Source organism: Cellulomonas sp. URHE0023 (genome assembly GCF_000688475.1).
Classification (GTDB): domain Bacteria; phylum Actinomycetota; class Actinomycetes; order Actinomycetales; family Cellulomonadaceae; genus Cellulomonas.
Genome location: NZ_JIAN01000005.1, coordinates 781,389 through 797,196, shown reverse-complemented (window position 1 = coordinate 797,196; position 15,808 = coordinate 781,389). Strand labels below are relative to the sequence as shown.

13 protein-coding genes are annotated in these 15,808 nt (G+C 68.0%); 10 read left to right on the top strand and 3 right to left on the bottom strand.

What is annotated here, in order from left to right; all coding sequences use genetic code 11:
* Positions 1–52 precede the first annotated feature (52 nt).
* Positions 53–2,164: a hypothetical protein gene (locus tag N553_RS0103945; protein ID WP_028045457.1), complete on the bottom strand. Its 2,112-nt coding sequence runs from the start codon at positions 2,162–2,164 to the stop codon at positions 53–55.
* 530 nt (positions 2,165–2,694) lie between these two features.
* Between N553_RS0103945 and nrdH the strand changes: the two genes are divergently transcribed.
* The 10 genes from nrdH to N553_RS0103895 all read left to right on the top strand — a co-directional run bounded on the left by nrdH (position 2,695) and on the right by N553_RS0103895 (position 13,949).
* Complete coding sequence (gene nrdH / locus N553_RS0103940) at positions 2,695–2,940, top strand: glutaredoxin-like protein NrdH (protein WP_028045456.1); 246 nt, start codon at positions 2,695–2,697, stop codon at positions 2,938–2,940.
* A gap of 85 nt (positions 2,941–3,025) precedes the next feature.
* Positions 3,026–3,442: a class Ib ribonucleoside-diphosphate reductase assembly flavoprotein NrdI gene (gene nrdI, locus N553_RS0103935; RefSeq protein ID WP_028045455.1), complete on the top strand. Its 417-nt coding sequence runs from the start codon at positions 3,026–3,028 to the stop codon at positions 3,440–3,442.
* 11 nt (positions 3,443–3,453) lie between these two features.
* Positions 3,454–5,559, top strand: coding sequence for a class 1b ribonucleoside-diphosphate reductase subunit alpha (nrdE, locus tag N553_RS0103930; protein WP_231505155.1), 2,106 nt, complete (start codon positions 3,454–3,456; stop codon positions 5,557–5,559).
* Between the two features lie 31 nt (positions 5,560–5,590).
* Positions 5,591–6,565: a class 1b ribonucleoside-diphosphate reductase subunit beta gene (nrdF, locus tag N553_RS0103925; protein WP_028045453.1), complete on the top strand. Its 975-nt coding sequence runs from the start codon at positions 5,591–5,593 to the stop codon at positions 6,563–6,565.
* 429 nt (positions 6,566–6,994) lie between these two features.
* Entirely contained in the window at positions 6,995–8,140 is a 1,146-nt protein-coding gene (locus N553_RS0103920; RefSeq protein WP_051639804.1) for an ROK family transcriptional regulator, read from the top strand.
* A 117-nt stretch (positions 8,141–8,257) separates the two neighbouring features.
* Positions 8,258–9,805 (top strand): multiple monosaccharide ABC transporter ATP-binding protein, encoded by a 1,548-nt coding sequence (mmsA, locus tag N553_RS0103915; protein ID WP_028045451.1) that lies wholly within the window; start codon positions 8,258–8,260, stop codon positions 9,803–9,805.
* A 27-nt stretch (positions 9,806–9,832) separates the two neighbouring features.
* Entirely contained in the window at positions 9,833–11,131 is a 1,299-nt protein-coding gene (locus N553_RS20950; protein WP_081844342.1) for a sugar ABC transporter permease, read from the top strand.
* Between the two features lie 135 nt (positions 11,132–11,266).
* Positions 11,267–12,370, top strand: coding sequence for a sugar-binding protein (locus N553_RS0103905; RefSeq protein WP_028045450.1), 1,104 nt, complete (start codon positions 11,267–11,269; stop codon positions 12,368–12,370).
* A 200-nt stretch (positions 12,371–12,570) separates the two neighbouring features.
* Positions 12,571–13,476: a DUF3592 domain-containing protein gene (locus tag N553_RS0103900; protein ID WP_081844341.1), complete on the top strand. Its 906-nt coding sequence runs from the start codon at positions 12,571–12,573 to the stop codon at positions 13,474–13,476.
* Positions 13,477–13,649: 173 nt separating this feature from the next.
* On the top strand, positions 13,650–13,949 hold the full coding sequence (locus N553_RS0103895) for a DUF1540 domain-containing protein (protein ID WP_028045448.1): 300 nt from the start codon (positions 13,650–13,652) through the stop codon (positions 13,947–13,949).
* Positions 13,950–14,003: 54 nt separating this feature from the next.
* Here N553_RS0103895 and N553_RS0103890 read toward each other — a convergent pair whose 3' ends face one another.
* Both N553_RS0103890 and N553_RS0103885 read right to left on the bottom strand, forming a co-directional pair.
* The gene (locus N553_RS0103890) at positions 14,004–14,801 is read right to left on the bottom strand and encodes a phosphotransferase (protein WP_028045447.1); all 798 of its coding nucleotides are present in this window, start codon (positions 14,799–14,801) and stop codon (positions 14,004–14,006) included.
* 139 nt (positions 14,802–14,940) lie between these two features.
* Positions 14,941–15,768, bottom strand: a complete 828-nt coding sequence (locus tag N553_RS0103885) for a hypothetical protein (protein WP_231505154.1) — start codon at positions 15,766–15,768, stop codon at positions 14,941–14,943.
* Positions 15,769–15,808 lie beyond the last annotated feature (40 nt).

Genomic DNA, 15,808 nt, shown 5'->3' with positions numbered 1-15,808 from the left:
TCGGGTCCGGCCAGCGAGAGGGCGGGCGTCGGACGACGCCCGCCCTGTTCGCTCACGCGCCCATGCGCCACCAACCGTGCCAGCCGTCCGCGAACCCTGGCTCCCAGGCGGCCGTGTACACGCGGTTGTCCGTGCCGACCACGAAGATGTCGAGCTTGTCGGTGCTGCGGGAGACGGCGGTGATGGGAGCTCCCGGCACGCCCCGGCCCCCGTTGATCCACCACCAGCCGTGCCAGCCGTCGGCGAAGCCCGGCTCCCAGGCCGCGCTCATCGTCTTGCCGGCGACGTCGGTGACGAAGATGTCGAGCTTGTTGGTGCTGCGCGAGACCGCGTGCACGGGGGCGCCCTGGGGTGCGACGACCCCGCCGATGCGCCACCAGCCGTGCCAGCCGTCCGCGAAGTCCGACTGCCAGGCGGCCGTGTACACACCGCCGTCGGTGCCGGTCACGAAGATGTCGAGGTGGTCGGCGCTGCGCACCACCGCGGTCACCGCCGCACCGGGCGCGGCTCGTCCTCCGTTGATGTGCCACCAGCCGTGCCAGCCGTCCGCGAACCCCGGCTCCCAGGCGGCGCTCATCACGTTGCCGTGCACGTCGGTGACGAAGATGTCCAGCTTGTTCGCGCTGCGGGACACGGCGTGCACGGCGGCGCCCTGCGGTGCCACGACGTTGCCGATGCGCCACCAGCCGTGCCAGCCGTCCGCGAAGCCGGGTTCCCACGCGGCCGTGTACACGCCGCCGTCGGTGCCCACCACGAAGATGTCCAGGTGGTCCGCGCTGCGGGAGACGGCCGTGACGTGCGCCCCCGGTGCGGCGACCCCACCGAGGAGCTGCCACCAGCCGTGCCAGCCGTCGGCGAACTCAGGCTGCCAGGCCGCGGAGTAGACGCGGTTGTCGGTGCCGATCACGAAGATGTCGAGCTTGTCGCGGCTGCGCGACACGGCGTGCACCGGCGCGCCCGCGGCCGCGCGGCCACCGTTGATCCACCACCAGCCGTGCCACCAGTCGGCGAAGTCCGGCTGCCAGGCGGCGGACAGGATCGCGCCGTTGACGTCGGTGAGGAAGACGTCGAGGTGGTCGGCACTGCGAGCCACCACCGAGACCTCGGCGTGCCCGGGCACCCGGGGGCTCGTCAGTGCGCTCGTCCGGTAGCAGATGTCCACCTCGCCCGTCGTCGAGCTGTTGTCGACGACGATGGTGTGCTGGCCGGTGTCGGTGACGGCGTTGGTGGCCGTCCAGGTGATCGCCGGGTGGGTGGTGCCCGTCCGGAGGTCGATCCTCGTCATCGGGGTGCTGAACGTGTCGGGGTAGTCCGTCGCCGCGGTCACGGCGTAGGCCTCGAGCGTCTGGATGCACCAGGTGAGCTCCTGGACGTTCGTGATGGCCAGGGTCGTGTTCGCGATGCCGACGAACTCACAGCTGTAGGAGTGCAGCGATCCCGAGGTCCCGGTCTGGGTCATCACCCCGGTCAGGCGGTCGCCGACGTTGACGCGCACCGGGGTGGTGAAGAAGGACTGGCCCGTCTGGCCGTCGGCGTACCAGCTCGCGACCGACCAGTAGGCACCGCCGCCGGCAGCGGAAGGCCCCCACTGCAGCACGGGCTGGTAGATCATCGTCGAGTTCTGGATCCCGTTGAAGAGGAAGATCGTCTGGCCGTTCGACGTGGCCGGTGCTGCCGGGACACGCCAGTCCGTCGCGAACCGGGTGACGGGCGAGCCCGTGCTGTTGGTCCAGGACGCGTAGGTGATCCACCCGCTCCCGAACGCGGGCACGAGCCCCTCGACGGGCTCCGGGACGTGGATGTTGAGCGGCTGCAGAGGCCGACCGGCGGCACGCACGAGCGCGGGCCCGTGGTCCGCCAGGACGTCTCCGACGCTGCTCAGCTGGCGCAGGCGACCTTCGCTGGCGTCGATGGTCGTGTCCGGGGCGACGTGGTGCACCAGCGCCGGGTCGCGGTATCCGCCCGGCGTGAGGACGAGGTTGTCGGGCATGGTCGAGCTCCCTTGTGGCATCTGGCTGGCCGGCGGACCGACCACCGTGAAGGACCCATCGGCCTCCTGCCGGACCTCGCCACCCGGGGGAACCCGGTGCGTCGAGCTCCGGGGCGCAGGGCCACCGGGCGTGATGACAAGGTCGTCGCCGGAGTCGAACGCGTCGCGGTCCACGTGATGTCCCTCGGTTCGAGCGGTTCGGTGCGCCTGTGTCGTTGTCGCGCCCGGGCGTCCCGGTCGTGACCCTGTCCCGCGGTTTCTTCGGCGGGTTGCAAGGACGAGGAGCCGGATCGCACTTAGCCAGATACGTCGCGGCCCGCGCGGTACCCAGAAGTCACCTTCCCACCGGCAACCCGACCTACCGGCGTGTCGCTGCCGCGGCATCCTGCGGGGCGTACCAGGGCGAATCGGACACGCCGCGTGTGCACAGCGGTGTGCACCGCCCTGTGGGTGTCCGATGGGGTTCTGTGGACGGCTGTGGACGCCCGTGCGAACCCGCTGGTCGGGGGCTCGGAGCCGGCCCTGTCAGTGGTCTGCCGTAACCTGGACTCTGTCCACAGGGTGAAGAATGACACTCGTGTCACTACAAGCCCTAGTGGTCCATTGCTTCCCCGACCACTAGGTGTAGTGTCTTGCCAAGCCGATCACGACATGTGCGCCGCCGGGCTCGGGGAGCGCGCAGCAGCGAGAAATCAGGAGCCACGATGACGATCACGGTCTACAGCAAGCCGGCCTGCGTGCAGTGCACGGCGACCTATCGTGCGCTCGACAAGCTCGAGGCCGACTACGACGTGGTGGACATCAGCCAGGACGCCGACGCACGTGACTACGTCATGTCGCTCGGCCACCTGCAGGCTCCCGTCGTGATCGTGGACGGCGAGCACTGGTCGGGCTACCGCCCGGACCGCATCAAGGCGCTCGCCGAGCGACTGGCCACCGCCGTCGCCTGACACACTCCCGGGTCCGGCGCTGGTCTCTGTACCGCGCCGGCCCGGTGGGCATGCCTCGAAAGAACCCGAGCGAGGGGATGGACCGATGAGCTCCCTCATCTACTTCTCCTCCGCCTCGGACAACACCCACCGGTTCGTGCAGAAGCTAGGTCTGTCGGCCGAGCGGATTCCGCTCCTGCCGTCAGACCCGTTCCTGCACGCCTCCGAGCCGTACGTGCTCATCCTGCCGACGTACGGCGGGGGCAACGAGGGTGGCGCAGTACCCAAGCAGGTCATCAAGTTCCTCAACGACGAGGACAACCGTGCACTGATCCGTGGCGTGATCGCGGCCGGTAACACGAACTTCGGCGAGGCCTACTGCATAGCGGGGGACATCATCGCGGCCAAGTGCCACGTCCCCTACCTGTACGGGTTCGAGCTCATGGGAACGGCAGAGGACGTCACGCACGTCCGTGAGGGATTGGGAAGATTTTGGCAACGACAGTCGCAGATACCCGCGTAGACACCTCGGGCATGGACTACCACTCCCTGAACGCGATGCTGAACCTGTACGGCGCGGACGGGGAGATCCAGTTCGACAAGGACCGTGAGGCGGCTCGGGCGTACTTCCTGCAGCACGTCAACCAGAACACGGTCTTCTTCCACGACCTCAACGAGAAGCTCGACTACCTCGTCGAGAACAAGTACTACGACCCTGCGGTCCTCGAGCAGTACGACCGCGCCTTCATCAAGACCCTCTTCGAGTACGCGTACTCCAAGAAGTTCCGCTTCCAGACGTTCCTGGGCGCGTTCAAGTACTACACGTCGTACACGCTCAAGACGTTCGACGGGAAGCGCTACCTGGAGCGCTTCGAGGACCGCGTCTGCATGGTCGCGCTCGCGCTCGCCGAGGGGAACCAGGACTTCGCCGTCTCGCTCGTCGACGAGATCGTGTCCGGGCGCTTCCAGCCGGCCACGCCGACGTTCCTCAACCTCGGCAAGGCGCAGCGCGGCGAGCCCGTCTCCTGCTTCCTGCTGCGCATCGAGGACAACATGGAGTCCATCGCGCGCGGCATCAACTCCGCCCTGCAGCTGTCCAAGCGCGGCGGCGGCGTGGCCCTGCTGCTCACCAACATCCGCGAGCACGGTGCGCCCATCAAGCACATCGAGAACCAGAGCTCGGGCGTCATCCCCGTGATGAAGCTCCTCGAAGACTCGTTCTCGTACGCCAACCAGCTGGGTGCGCGTCAGGGCGCCGGCGCGGTGTACCTGCACGCGCACCACCCGGACATCTTCCGGTTCCTGGACACCAAGCGTGAGAACGCCGACGAGAAGATCCGCATCAAGACGCTCTCGCTGGGCGTCGTCATCCCGGACATCACGTTCGAGCTGGCCAAGAAGAACGAGCCGATGTACCTGTTCTCGCCGTACGACGTCGAGCGCGTGTACGGGGTCCCGTTCGCGGACATCAACGTGACCGAGAAGTACTACGAGATGGTCGACAACGCGGCGATCAAGAAGTCGAAGATCAGCGCCCGCGAGTTCTTCCAGACGCTCGCCGAGCTGCAGTTCGAGTCCGGCTACCCGTACGTGATGTTCGAGGACACGGTCAACCGTGCCAACCCGATCGCCGGGAAGATCACGCACTCGAACCTGTGCTCCGAGATCCTGCAGGTCTCGACGCCGTCGACGTACAACGAGGACCTCTCCTACAAGGAGGTCGGCCGGGACATCTCCTGCAACCTCGGCTCGATGAACATCGCGCTGTCGATGGACTCGCCCGACTTCGGCAAGTCCGTCGAGACGGCCATCCGTGCCCTGACGGGCGTCGCCGACCAGACGAGCATCGAGTCGGTGCCGTCGATCAAGAAGGCGAACGCCGGCGGCCACGCGATCGGCCTCGGCCAGATGAACCTGCACGGCTACCTGGCTCGCGAGCGGATCTTCTACGGGTCCGACGAGGGCCTCGACTTCACCAACATCTACTTCTACACGGTGGCGTACCACGCGATCCGGGCCTCGAACCTGCTCGCCCAGGAGCGCGGAGCTGCGTTTGAAGGCTTCGCGGACTCGAAGTACGCGACCGGCGAGTACTTCGAGAAGTACACCGAGAAGGAGTGGAAGCCCAAGACCGCCCGCATCGCGGAGCTGTTCGCCGAGGCCGGCGTGCACATCCCGACGCAGGACGACTGGAGGGCGCTGTCGGCCCTGGTGCAGGAGCACGGCATCTACAACCAGAACCTGCAGGCCGTGCCGCCCACCGGCTCGATCTCGTACATCAACCACTCGACGAGCTCGATCCACCCGATCGCCTCGAAGATCGAGATCCGCAAGGAAGGCAAGATCGGCCGCGTCTACTACCCGGCGCCGTTCATGACGAACGACAACCTGGAGTACTACCAGGACGCGTACGAGATCGGCTACGAGAAGGTCATCGACACCTACGCCGAGGCCACGCAGCACGTCGACCAGGGCCTGTCGCTGACCCTGTTCTTCAAGGACACGGCCACCACGCGTGACCTGAACAAGGCGCAGATCTACGCCTGGCGCAAGGGCATCAAGACGATCTACTACATCCGCCTCCGCCAGCTCGCGCTGGAGGGCACGGAAGTGGAGGGTTGCGTCTCGTGCATGCTCTGACCTCCCAGAACGAACAGAAGGAAGCACTCCGATGAGCGAGAAGCTCAAGCTCGTCAGCCGCGTCTCGGCGATCAACTGGAACCGGCTGGACGACGACAAGGACGCGGACGTCTGGGACCGTCTCGTCGGCAACTTCTGGCTGCCGGAGAAGGTGCCGGTGTCCAACGACGTCCAGTCGTGGGCCACGCTGACGGAGCAGGAGAAGACGCTCACCATGCGCGTCTTCACCGGCCTGACGCTGCTCGACACCATCCAGGGCACCGTCGGCGCGGTCTCGCTCATCCCCGATGCGATCACTCCGCACGAGGAGGCGGTGTACACCAACATCGCGTTCATGGAGTCGGTGCACGCCAAGTCCTACAGCTCGATCTTCTCGACGCTGTGCTCCACCAAGGAGATCGACGAGGCGTTCCGCTGGTCGGAGGAGAACCCGAACCTGCAGCGCAAGGCCGAGATCGTCATGGAGTACTACCGCGGCGACTCGCCCCTCAAGCGCAAGGTGGCAAGCACGCTGCTCGAGTCGTTCCTGTTCTACTCGGGCTTCTACCTGCCCATGTACTGGTCGAGCCGCGCCAAGCTCACCAACACCGCCGACCTGATCCGCCTCATCATCCGCGACGAGGCGGTGCACGGGTACTACATCGGCTACAAGTACCAGAAGGGCCTCGAGAAGCTCTCGCCCGAGGAGCGCGCCGAGCTCAAGGACTACACGTTCGAGCTGCTCTTCGAGCTGTACGACAACGAGGTCGAGTACACGCAGGACCTGTACGACGGCGTCGGTCTGACCGAGGACGTCAAGAAGTTCCTGCGCTACAACGCGAACAAGGCGCTCATGAACCTCGGGTACGAGGCGCTCTTCCCGCGCGACGAGACGGACGTCAACCCGGCGATCCTGTCGGCGCTGTCCCCGAACGCCGACGAGAACCACGACTTCTTCTCCGGGTCGGGCTCGTCCTACGTCATCGGCAAGGCCGTGAACACGGAAGACGACGACTGGGACTTCTGACCGTCTAGACCGACGAGGGCCTGCATCCTGGATGGTGTGGGCCCTCGTGGTGTTCGCAGTGACGGGCCCGGTCAGGACGGCCAAGGGGGACGTGAAGCGACGTCTTTGCGTCGATCTGAGGTCGTGGTCGATCCTGTCGGACCGCGCGAGCCGAGTGTGCGTCCGTGGGGACGGCGGGCGTACGCGTTCGGTGTCCGGCCACCCGCCCGAGCTCTGCGAGACGCGTCGGGCCAGGTGACCGCGCTGGAGTGACGCGACCCGGGCCGCTCGGCTCGGCCAGACGGGCGTGCGCTTCCTGCATGCTGCGTACGATGTTGTGTTCATCTGTTGACGCCAGCCCCGGCTCAGCGTAGACAATGCCGCATGTCCTTGGTCTTTGACGGCGATGGTGCCGCCTCCACTTCCGCTGGGTCGCAGAAAGCGCTGCGCGTGCGGAACATCGAACTGGTCGTAGGGACACTCGGCAACGACGGTCCGCAGACGCAGGCGATGCTCGCGCGTCGCACACGGCTGTCCCCGGGGACCATCTCCAGCATCGTGCACGAGCTCGCCGCGCAGCATCGCGTCTCCGCCCGGTCGACCATCAGCGCCGGGCGCAGAGCGGTCGAGATCGCACTGGTGCCGGACGGTCGGGTGGTCGTCGGCGTGGATGTCGGTCGGGCCCACCTTCGGGTGATGGGCATGGACTCCGGGCGCCGGACGTTCGGGATGCGGAGCACCGCGCTGCCCGCCGCCCACGTCCCGGCCGAGACACTCGCGATCGCCCGGCACATGGTCGACGAGCTGCTCACGGAGCACGGCGTCAACCGGTCCGACGTGGTGCTGTGCGGCGTCGCCTTCCCGGCGTCGCTCACGCCCGTCACAGGGTCGGTCGTTCAGGCGAGCGTCCTTCCCGGATGGGCGGGGATCGACCTGGCCGAGGCGACGTCCCGTGCCCTCGACCTGCCCGTTCTGCTGGAGAATGACGCCAATCTGGGCGCGATCGCCCACGCCAGCGCGGGCCCGTTCACCGGCGTGCGGTGCCTGGTCTTCGTCAAGGTCGGCACCGGGATCGGCGCAGGTCTGGCGTTCGACGGGCGGCTCTACGAGAGCGCGTCAGGCATCGCGGGCGAGATCGGCCACTTCCAGCTGGTCGACGACGGCGAGGTCTGCACGTGCGGCAGTCGCGGGTGCCTCGAGACGGTCGCCTCCACGCGCAACATCGTCGCTGACTTCGCCCGGATCCGTCCCGACGACCACGTCGACCTGGACGACGTGATCGCCGCCGTCACCGCCGGTGACCCCGCCGCGATGCGTCTCCTGCACAACGCCGGCGCGCAGATCGGGCGGGCCGTCGCACCGATCTGCAACCTGCTCAGCCCGGACGTCGTCGTGGTCGGGGGACCGCTCGCGCGGGTGGGGGCGGCCTTGTTCGACGGGCTCGTCCAGTCGACGCGGCAGCGCTCGTTGCCGGCAGCCACCAAACACACGCGGTTCGTGATGTCCGACCTGGGCGATCACGCGGAGGTTCACGGCGCCTGCCTCCTCGCACTGCGCCGCGTCATGGCAGAAGGTCACGTTCGTGCATCGAACTGATGACGACATGGGACATGTAAGCGTTCAGGAGTTGACGACAAGTCCGGCCCTTGCTTACGGTCTGTTCAGGCCCAACGATGGGTTAACCGATTGCAGCGCTGCGTCAGGAGTAGGTAGATGGCATCGGGACCGGTCATCCTTGAGATGAAGTCGATCACCAAGCTGTTCCCCGGGGTCCGTGCACTGGACGAGGTCTCGATGACCGTTCAGGCCGGCGAGATCCACGCGATCTGCGGCGAGAACGGTGCGGGCAAGTCGACCCTGATGAAGGTGCTCTCGGGCGTCTACCCGCACGGCACCTACTCCGGCGACATCGTCTACCAGGGCTCCGTCGTCGAGTTCAAGGACATCAACGCCAGCGAGGCCGCGGGGATCGTCATCATCCACCAGGAGCTGGCGCTCATCCCCGAGCTCTCGATCACCGAGAACATCTTCCTCGGCAACGAGGTGCGCGGCCGGTTCGGCATCGACTGGTCGGAGGCGCGCAAGCGCGCCACTGAGCTGCTGGCCCGCGTGGGTCTGCGGGAGTCCCCGGACGAGATCGTCAAGAACATCGGTGTCGGCAAGCAGCAGCTCGTCGAGATCGCCAAGGCGCTCTCGAAGGACGTGCGCCTGCTGATCCTCGACGAGCCGACGGCCGCCCTCAACGAGGACGACTCGGAGCACCTGCTCGACCTGCTGCGCGGCCTGCGCGCCAAGGGCATGACGTCGATCATGATCTCGCACAAGCTGAAGGAGATCGAGGCGGTCGCCGACTCGATCACCATCATCCGCGACGGCAAGTCCGTCGAGACGCTGGATGTCGCCAAGGGCGGCGTCGACGAGGACCGCATCATCCAGGGCATGGTCGGCCGCTCGCTCGAGTCCCGCTTCCCGGACCACACCCCGAAGATCGGCGAGCCGTTCTTCCACGTCAAGGACTGGACCGTCGAGCACCCGCTCATCCCGGGCCGCCTCGTGTGCAAGCAGTCCGAGTTCTTCGTGCGGCGCGGCGAGATCGTCGGCTTCGCCGGCATCATGGGCGCCGGTCGCACGGAGCTCGCGCGCTCGCTGTTCGGCCGGTCCTACGGCCGGTTCCTGCGCGGCACCATCGAGATCAACGGCAAAGAGGTCCACCTCGGCACCGTGCAGCAGGCGATCGACCACGGGATCGCCTACGTCCCCGAGGACCGCAAGGCGCTCGGGCTGAACCTGCTGGACACGATCGAGGACACGGTCGTCGCCGCGGGCCTGCACAAGATCTCGAAGCGCTCGGTGATCGACCCCTCGGCCGGACACATCGCCGCGGAGGGCTACCGCAAGTCCCTGAAGATCCGGACCCCGAGCGTCACGCAGGGCGTCGCCAAGCTCTCCGGCGGCAACCAGCAGAAGGTGCTGCTCGGCAAGTGGATGTTCCCCGACCCTGACCTGCTCATCCTTGACGAGCCGACGCGCGGCATCGATGTCGGCGCGAAGTATGAGATCTACGGACTGATCCAGCGGCTGGCCGACGAAGGCAAGGGCGTCATCGTCATCTCGTCTGAGCTCCCCGAGCTCCTCGGGCTCGCCGATCGCGTCTACACGATCTTCGAGGGCTCGATCACCGGCGTCGTCGATCGCGCCGACGCCACGCAGGAGACCCTGATGCGACTCATGACCGGCAGCTCGCCGGCCAAGGCCAGCTGACCCAGTACGGACGGGAAGACACAGACAATGAAAGACGCATTCAAGCAGTTGCTCGGCGGCGGGATCCGTCAGTTCGGCATGGTCATCGCCCTCGTGGCCCTGCTGGCGTACTTCCAGTGGTCCACCGGTGGCAAGGTCCTGACGCCGACCAACGCGCAGAACATCATCAACGGGAACTCCTACATCCTGATCCTCGCGATCGGCATGGTGCTGGTCATCATCGCCGGGCATATCGACCTGTCGGTCGGTTCGGTGGCGGCCGTCACGGGCATCATCGTGGCGCTCTCGATCCGCGACTGGGGCATCCCCTGGTGGGTCGGCGTGCTGCTGGGCCTCGGTGTCGGTGTGGCGATCGGCTCGTGGCAGGGCATGTGGGTGGCCTACGTCGGCATCCCAGGGTTCATCGCCACGCTCGCAGGCATGCTGATCTTCCGCGGCATGAACCAGGAGATCGGTAGCAGCCTCACCATCCCCGTGCCCGAGGAGATCCAGAAGCTCGGCGCCGGCTACCTGCCCGAGTGGGGTCCCACGAGCACCGGCATGAACAACTCCACGCTGCTCCTCGGCGTGGTCGCGATCGCCCTGGTCATCTGGTCGGCGTTCCACAGCGTGGCCAAGACGCGCAGGCTCGGCCTCGAGGGCATGCTGCCCGCCGCCGTCTACATGCGTGCCGGCGTGCTGTCCGTCGTCATCGCGTACCTGACCTGGCTGTTCGGGTCCGGCAAGCCCGGCACGTCCTTCCCGGTCTCGGGCTGCATCCTGCTCGTCCTGGTGATCATCTACACGTTCGTCGCCAACCGCACGATCATCGGCCGGCACGTGTACGCGGTCGGCGGCAACCGTTCCGCCGCGGCGCTCTCAGGTGTCAACATCAAGCACGTCAACTTCCTCGTCATGATGAACATGTCGGTCCTCGCCGCGCTCGCCGGCATCGTCTTCATCGGACGCTCCACCGCCTCGGGTCCGGGCGACGGCGTCGGCTGGGAGCTCGACGCGATCGCCGCTGTGTTCATCGGTGGCGCGGCCGTCTCGGGCGGCGTCGGAACGGTCATCGGATCGGTCATCGGTGGTCTTGTGATGGCGGTCCTCAACAACGGTCTCGCGCTCAACGGCGTCGGATCTGGTCAGACCCAGATGATCAAGGGCCTGGTCCTGCTGCTCGCCGTCGCCTTCGACGTCTACAACAAGGTCCAGGGTCGCCCGTCCATCTTCGGCCTGTTGTTCAGGGGCAAGGATCGGCGCGCCGCGGAGCTGGTCTCCGATGCGGGCCAGGAAGAGGTCGCCGAGGTCCCCGTGGAGGCCGGCGAGACGGCCGGTCGCGGCTAGCAGTACCTGCACCACCAACCCACCACCCGCTCGCACGCTGGGGCGTCGATCCGTCGACGTCGCGGTGGCGGTCGGACGCGCCAGAACGGCATCACACACGCACCCAAGGACGGGTGCCCAAGAGAAAGTGAACCCATGAAGAAGTTCGCCACAGCAATCATCACGCTGGGAGCCGTCGGGGCCCTGACGCTCAGCGGATGCTCCTCGTCGGACCGCGATGACACCACGGCCGAGGGCACCGAGTCCGCCGCCGCAGGCTTCGCCGCCGACTCCACGATCGGTGTCGCGCTCCCGCAGAAGACGTCGGAGAACTGGGTGCTCGCCGAGCAGCTGTTCAACGACGGCCTCAAGGAGGCTGGCTTCAGCCCGATCGTCCAGTTCGCCAACAGCGGCGTGCCGGAGCAGCAGAACCAGATCTCGGCCATGGTCGAGCAGGACGCCAAGGTCATCGTCGTCGGCGCCATCGACGGCTCGCAGCTGGGTACGCAGCTCGGCGCTGCCAAGGACGCCGGCGCGACGGTCATCGCCTACGACCGCCTCGTCAAGAACACCGACGCTGTCGACCAGTACATCGCGTTCGACAACTACCAGGTCGGCGTCCTGCAGGGCACCGCTCTGCTCGAGGGCCTGGCCAAGCGCCAGGGTGCCGGTCCGTGGAACATCGAGCTCGTCGCGGGCTCGGCTGACGACGCGAACGCCACGCCGTTCTTCGAGGGTGCCATGAGCGTCCTGCAGCCGAAGATCGACGACAAGACCCTCACGGTCGTCTCGGGCCAGACGGACTTCGACGCCGTCCAGACCGCTGGCTGGAAGGCTGAGAACGTCCAGAAGCGCTTCGACACCATCCTGTCGGCGAACTACAGCGACGGCACCGTGCTGCACGGTGTGCTGTCCCCGAACGACACCCTGGCGCGCGGCGTCCTGACCTCGGTCAAGCAGGCTGGCCTGCCCACCCCGGTCATCACGGGTCAGGACTCCGAGGTCGAGTCGGTCCAGTCGATCATGGCTGGCGAGCAGTACTCGACGATCTACAAGGACACCCGCGAGCTGGTTGCCGCCACGATCGACGCGATCAAGGCGTACCAGAAGGGCGAGAAGCCGGAGATCAACGACACCGAGTCGTACGACAACGGCGTCAAGGTTGTCCCCTCGTACCTGCTGACCCCGGTCATCGTGACGAAGGACAACGCTGCCGAGGTGTACGCGAACGACCCGACGCTGGCCCCGCTCACCAAGTGACCCACGCGTAGGACTGCACGACAGAACGGCCCTTCGGCGATCACGCCGGAGGGCCGTTCTGGCATGTCCCAGGTCCTTCACGGCCATGGAGCCTGAACGCATCCCGGCGCCATGGCGCGTTCCTGCTCAACCGGTGGCCGACGTATGCCGATTCCCCGGTAGGGAACCGGCAGTCGAGCGCGTGATCGAGGGGGCAACGGATGGGTACACCACCGGCGGCGGGCTGGATGAGCAGTCCGGACAGCGACGGCATGCAGCGCTGGTGGGACGGTGCCGGCTGGACGTCGTTCACGAGGCCGACGCCGACGACGACGCCGGCCGACGTCCCCGCGCAACGTACCGGACCTGCGTTGCCCACCGACCCGTCGGAACAGCTCGAGAAGGCCTCCGAGGCGCTGGCCGCACTCCAGCAGCAGGGCGGGATCTTCGGAGCCCTGGCGGCGGTCGCGTCGCAGGCCGTGCAGTCGCAGCTCCCCGCCCCCATCCCGACCGGTCCGGGCCTGCAGCCGTATGGCCGCCCGGCGTTCGGAAACCCTGTCTCGTCCTCCGGCAGCCGCGATGACGACCATGTCGGGACGTCCGTCTCGTGGAACGTCGGGCCGTTCCACGGTGGCACGGAACCCGATGACAGGTTCGGCAACCGCCGATCCCGCGGCCGGTCGACGGGCCCCGTCGGCCAGCTGGTCTTCGGTCTCCTCTTCGTGGTCGTCGGCCTGGTCGTCGCGACCATGATCACGAGTGACAACAGCGCGCACGCCGGTGAGACGACGACGCGGGCCAGCGTCGTCGCCCAGGACGTCGCGGTGGACAGCGACGGGAGCAGAACATGCTCCCCGGTCGCCGAGTTCTCCGTCGGCGGCGCGACGTACAGGGCTGGGTCGCACTTCTCGAGCAGCAGCTGCCCGGCCGTCGGCTCGTCGGTGACGGTCATCTACACGACGTCCGCACCGGGCGACGGGGCCGCCCGTGTCCAGGGCGCCGGCGCGGTGCTCTGGTTGGTGTGGCTGTTCCCGGTCGTGGGGCTGGGGCTCGTGGTCTTCGCGATCCGCAGGCTCGGCGTCGTCGCCCGCTCGCTCCGCGTCCTGTTCCCGTCGCGGGGCTTGTGACCGAACCAGCGAACGCGCAGGTGAGGCGCTTGCGGGGGTGCTCGAGGTGAGGTCCGCCTCACTCGAAAACGCCGCCTGACCTGCGGGTTAGCCAGGCCTTCCTGGCTAGGCAAGGCGCGCGGAGCGGGGCTACGGTCGAAGGCACACCCGACCGGAGCCCCACGGAGGACGTCATGAGCACCCTGATGGACATGCCTGCTGTCGCCGAGTGCTCGGTCGCCGGCTGCTCATACAACGACCACTCGCACTGCCACGCTGCCGCTGTGACCATCGGTGGCGGTTCGGGCGACGCACAGTGCACCACGTTCATCCCGCTCAGCGTCAAGGGTGGGCTCGACAAGGTGGTCACCCACGTCGGTGCGTGCCAGCGCTCGGAGTGCACCCACAACTCCTCGCTCGAGTGCACGGCTGCGTCCATCCGGATCGGCGCGGGCCACGACGAAGCCGACTGCCTCACCTTCACGCCGGCGTAGTCACGGCCCGTCAGGGGCGGACGGCGTGCGTGGTCGTGCCGTTCCGGCTGGGCCTCAGTGGGGCGTAGCCACGGCGATCAGGTCACGGATCAGCTCCGCTGCCGCCGGGACGAGCGCCTTCTCGCCGGGGATCAACGACGGATCCGCGGAGCGGACGTCGGCAGCGTCGTCGAGCACCGCGAGCAGGTCGACGTCTATCGCGTGCAGGAACGCCGCCAGCAGCGCACGGGCGGCCTGCGAGTAGACGCCGCCCGCGTCGGCGGCAACCTCGGCGATGATCAACGCAGTCAGTGCGACGTCGAGCTCGGCAGTGCCGGTCCGGGCGTTCGACCAGTCGATCAGTGCCGGGCCGCGCGACTCCGACAGGATCACGTTGGCCGGGTGGATGTCGAGGTGCACGATCACCGGTCCGGTCCGGCCGCGCGGCCACACGTCGGGACTGCCGGCGGCCCAGCCCTCGGGTGCGGGTATCGCGTGCAGGCGGCTGTGCAGGTCGTTCAGGATCGCGGCGGCGTCGGCCAGCGAGACCTCTTCCGCGCCGAGGGCCTGCAGGAGCGTCGGACCGTGCAGGCGCTCCATGACGATGTCGGGCCCGCTCGCGGCGAGCACCGTGGGTGCGGGGAATCCGTGCGCAGCGGCGCGTCGAAGCAGCTCGACCTCCGACGAGGCGTCGCGACCCGACCGGTAGCGGCGCAGGACGGTCCAGTCGTCGACCGCGAACACGTCGACTGCCGCGCCCGTGGCGACGAGGTGTCCGGGTTCCGCAGCGAGGTCGGCGTCGACCGCCGGGAGCGGCGCACCGTGCGCAGCGCTCTCAGAGGGGTCGGTCGGCACCAGCCCGGCGGAATTCATGCATCGACGTTAGACGCATTCCGGGCACTTGTCGCAGCGATGTGACCCACTCGGCGTCCCGCCGGCGGCCGTGTCGATCGCCTGGCGCGCCGCCTCGCTTCAGTGGCAGCGGTGAACCCCCCCGAGCGAGGTGCTGACGTCAGGAGCGCGCGACGCGCTCGAGCGTGCGCAGTGCCTGCTCGTGGGTGTCGGGCAGGGGTTCCACCCACACCCGAACCGGCATGCGCGTCAGCGCACGGAGGTCGAGCAGCCCGCAGCGTCGGTCGATCTCCGCCTGCAGGGCCTCCAGCGGCGTAGGGGTGTGCTGGTCGGTACGCGCCAGGACCGCGAAGACGCCCCCGCCGAGGGTGGCCATCGGGTGACCCTCGCCGTACGTGGTCGTCATCGCGGCACCGACCGCAGCCGAGCGCGCGGCCCGGGTGAAGGGGTCGATGTCGCCGGCTGCGACGTCGACGAGCACCAGGTGGTGCCCGACGTCCCCGGTGGTCCGGTCGCGCTGCGTCGGGATCGCCGCGTCGCGGTACGTCTCTGCGAGCCGGATCGCGAGGTACTGGCGGGTGGGCAGGCCGGACTCCGGGTCGAGTGCCGTGCCGAAGGCGAGCGCGCCGGCCTGGGCGTCGGCCCAGCCTTCGCAGAGGGCGCGGATCACGTGCGCCGGGGGTTCGCTCGCACCGAGCGCGCGGTACAGGGCACCGAGGTCGTCGATCGTCTCGCCGATGCCGACCCCGTCGTAGCCGCGTGCGCGGCCGAGCTCCTCGGCGGCGACCGCCGTGTCGATCGGCGACAGGATGGCCGCAGCGATCGCGTCGACCGCGGGGTGGTACCAGTCCGAGGGCCGGAGCCAGACGGACCCGACGCTCTCGTCGCGCCACCGCTCGCGCAGGGCGGCGGGCAGCACGGCAAGGGCGAGCCCGTCGTGGGGGTCACCGGAGAGCGCCGGATGGGCGTTGTTCGGTCCCGAGTTCATCGTCACGCCGGATGAGAGCGGCCCTTGACCTGCTCGTGAC